We start from the raw sequence: 3,270 nt of genomic DNA on the forward strand, positions 1-3,270 counted from the left end.
ATGCACCTGGTGATAACGTTTTTTGGTATAATGGTGACAACGATATAGTTCTAGTCGTAAATCAAAAAGAAGGGAATATCATTACGGTGTATCGAGTTGATGAAATCGAATAAAATAGTGAAATTTAAACTACCTAATCATGATGTAGATTTAATTAAGATAAACGGGCCTGAGTACCTTGTAAAAGCAACTAAAATTGAGCGTGGGAATGATGTTACCTGGTTTGAGTTTATGGCTAACGACTACTTAGAGCTCAAAAAATTCTTGTCTATTGCTGGGTATAAGCAAGAAGACGGAAGTTGGAATTATGACACACCTAATTGGGATGTCGTTAATCGATATGAGGACATGATTGATAATATTTACAATCAAGTTATGCAGAAGCAATAAATAATTAATAAGCGCTTAGCTAGAAATGGCTAGGCGCTTTTATTATGCCCAAAACGTGCTGATTGGCTTAAAAAGCTGCAAGGAATTGAGAGGCGACGGCCTTAAAACGGAGGTAGAAACATGGCTGAAGAACAGAACGGAGCACAACCCGGCGCAGGTACACCCGGTGCAGCTGACGGTGGTCAAGGTAGCGTTGAGTTTAGCGAAGAACAACAAGCACGAATTGATGTAATGATTGCTGAACGAGTATCACGAGCCAATAAGAGTGCAGAAGCGAAGGCAGCACAAGATTTGGCTGATGCTCGTGCAAAGTGGGAAGCGGATCAAGAAGAGGCGGCTAAGATTGCCCAGATGTCTGAACAACAACGCAAGGAACACGATGCTGAAAAGACCAGTGAAGAACTTGCAGCTGCTCGAAAGCGTGCTGACGACTTGCAAGCGGAACTCACTCGTACGCAAATGGTCAGCGAGGCAAGCAAGATGTTAGCTGACAAGGGCCTTGTTGCTGATGAAGACACATTGGGCTTTGTGGTTCGTGATACAGCTGATGAGACGACTGCGGCAGTAGCAGCGTTCACCAAGTTGATTGATGAAAAGGTTGAAGCTAAGCGACAAGAGTCATTACGCGGAAAGACACCTAACAACCCTGGAACCACTGGGGCAAGCGGGAAGTCTTTGGGGCAGATTGCCGCCGAACGTGCTAACGGTCACGCTTCAAGTCATGTCGCAGACGATTTCTTTGGCATTAAGTGATAGGAGGATGTACGAATGAAGTACAAGACGACAAAGGTTGACCAAGTGAATTGGTTGGCATCTTCAAAGTTTCAAGCGTTTACTGAGTCAGCTGATAAGGAATACGAATCAGGTGAAGTCTTTATTAAGGGTGGCGCAGTTGCAGGTTTGGTGGTTAATTATGTTGCGGGCTCAACTGATGATCCAATGCCAGCGTCAGTAATGGTTGAAGGGTATGTATTGCCTGACCGATTGCCAGTAGCTTTGACTGTTGACCAAGTTACTGCATTGAAGGCAATTGGTATTAAGTTCCGTGGTGAAACGGCAGTACCGGCAACACAAAGTGGAACGGACACTACTACCACGACTTCTGAAAACTAATTTAAGGAGAAATGTTAAATGGCAAATTTTTTGGATTTATTCCCAGCTCACGACGTAATTGATTACACCAAGACAGTTGCGACGCCGGGATTGTTGGGAGCTCAATTGTTTCCATCACGAAAGGTAGAATCAGATGATATTCGTATGCTGACATCAGGCACGAATACTCCGGTAATTGCGCACGTTCATGCGGATGACACAGAGGCCGAAATCGGAAGCCGTACGGCACAAGTTTCAGAAGCTGAGCTATTCTTCATCAAGCGAAAGATGATCCTTAAGGAACGTGATTTGCGTAAGTTGCGCTTGCCTCGTGATGCGGCAGAACAAAATTATCTAATGAATACTGTATATGACGACCTTGGTAACTTGGTTAAGTCTATTGATGCTGCAACTGAGCTAATGCGTATGCAAGCATTGATGAGTGGTGCTGTTAACGTAAAGGATGCCGCAGGAAACGCCTATAAAGTGGATTACGGTATTGATAAGTCGCAAAAGGGAACGGCTGATTTTGCGGATGAGAAGGTGGACCCAATTGAGAAAATCCTAGAATGGGCTCAGTCAGTGTCAGTAACTCCAACCCGCGCAATTATGTCACAAAAGGCATTGTATGCCTTGCGTAAGAACCCTAATGTTGTTTCTAGCATTTTTGGTTCAAACAATGGACGCACCGTTATGCAATCTGATTTGGATTCATTTATGACATCTAACGGATTGCCAATCTTGCGTGCATATAACGGCAAGTATGCTGAAGAAGACAAGAATGGAAAGTTGGTAACCAAGAATTACATTGCTGATAATCAATTCGCCATGTTTGCTGATGGTGTTGTTGGTGAGACGGTGTATGGTCAAACTCCAGAAGAGGCTCGATTCATTGAAGCTGCGGGGGTTAACTCATCTGAGATTGGTAACATGTTTGCTGATTCTTATGAAGAGTCTCATGATCCGGTTCGTTCAGTTATCAAGGTTTCAACAATGGTTGTTCCTACGTTGGCACAAGCAGGTAACATCTTCCAAGCAACTGTTTTGTAAGGGGGTGATTTAAATGGATATTGTCACAGACAAGAATACCGTTACGGAAATCAAAAATTGGCTTGATGAGCACGGTATCGAATATCCGTCAGGCGCTCAAAAGGCTGATTTGTTGAAGTTGGTTCCTGGTGAACCGCAAGATGATATTGATAAGGCTGAAAGTGAGGCTGTAGAGGATCTACAATCAGAAGCAGACACATCTTCAACAACCAGTTCTGCCAGTTCTGCACCAGTCAGTGAGGCTAGTGTGGCTCAACCTGATGTGCCAGATTCATCTAGTGCAGCTGTACAGCCGGAAACGCCAGCAGAGGCAGAACCAGCTCAACCAGAAGCACCGGTGAACCAAGACAATTCAGGCTATGACCCTAACATTCCAATTTGGGAGCAAATGTTGGTTAAGGAGCCTGAGTCATACGTACCAGAACCAGTTGTCCCTACTTACATTGTTAAGCCCGGTGACAAGTTGGTTGATATTGCTACTAAGCACAACATGGCTTATGCACGCTTGAAGAAGCTGAATGGCTTGACGGTTGATTATGTAGCGCCTGGACGTGTGTTGAAGTTGGCTTAGGCGGTGACTTATGGCGGACACAGCTAAGGTAATCGCACGTATTAAGCGGAACACACCACTGACTGATGATGCGTTGTTGTCTGAAATCGCTAATGATGCATTGATGAGTGCCGAAGGGGATGGATTTACTGACCCACAACTAGAAGTAGCTGCGGGTTGGTTGGGTT

The 3,270-nt window shown here is 44.6% G+C and carries 5 protein-coding genes and 1 pseudogene; all 6 read left to right on the forward strand.

The window, feature by feature from the left end:
* Nucleotides 1-99: 99 nt before the first annotated feature.
* The gene (locus WEIDD23_RS10930; RefSeq protein ID WP_062359008.1) at nt 100-390 is read left to right on the forward strand and encodes a hypothetical protein; all 291 of its coding nucleotides are present in this window, start codon (nt 100-102) and stop codon (nt 388-390) included.
* Nucleotides 391-510: 120 nt separating this feature from the next.
* Nucleotides 511-1,143 carry a DUF4355 domain-containing protein gene (locus WEIDD23_RS10935; protein ID WP_062359009.1) on the forward strand — a complete coding sequence of 211 codons (633 nt, stop codon included), beginning with the start codon at nt 511-513 and terminating at the stop codon, nt 1,141-1,143.
* Nucleotides 1,144-1,158: 15 nt separating this feature from the next.
* Nucleotides 1,159-1,503: a hypothetical protein gene (locus tag WEIDD23_RS10940; RefSeq protein ID WP_062359010.1), complete on the forward strand. Its 345-nt coding sequence runs from the start codon at nt 1,159-1,161 to the stop codon at nt 1,501-1,503.
* Nucleotides 1,504-1,521: 18 nt separating this feature from the next.
* Nucleotides 1,522-2,532, forward strand: a complete 1,011-nt coding sequence (locus tag WEIDD23_RS10945; RefSeq protein ID WP_062359011.1) for a major capsid protein — start codon at nt 1,522-1,524, stop codon at nt 2,530-2,532.
* Nucleotides 2,533-2,557: 25 nt separating this feature from the next.
* A pseudogene (locus WEIDD23_RS14965) lies at nt 2,558-2,656 on the forward strand (HeH/LEM domain-containing protein); the annotation flags it as partial.
* The gene (locus WEIDD23_RS15075; RefSeq protein ID WP_347474454.1) at nt 2,651-3,103 is read left to right on the forward strand and encodes a LysM peptidoglycan-binding domain-containing protein; all 453 of its coding nucleotides are present in this window, start codon (nt 2,651-2,653) and stop codon (nt 3,101-3,103) included. The pseudogene WEIDD23_RS14965 and the gene WEIDD23_RS15075, both read left to right, overlap by 6 nt.
* The last annotated feature ends 167 nt before the right edge of the window (nt 3,104-3,270 follow it).

This window comes from Weissella sp. DD23 (assembly GCF_001579105.1).
Classification (GTDB): Bacteria; Bacillota; Bacilli; order Lactobacillales; family Lactobacillaceae; genus Weissella; species Weissella cibaria.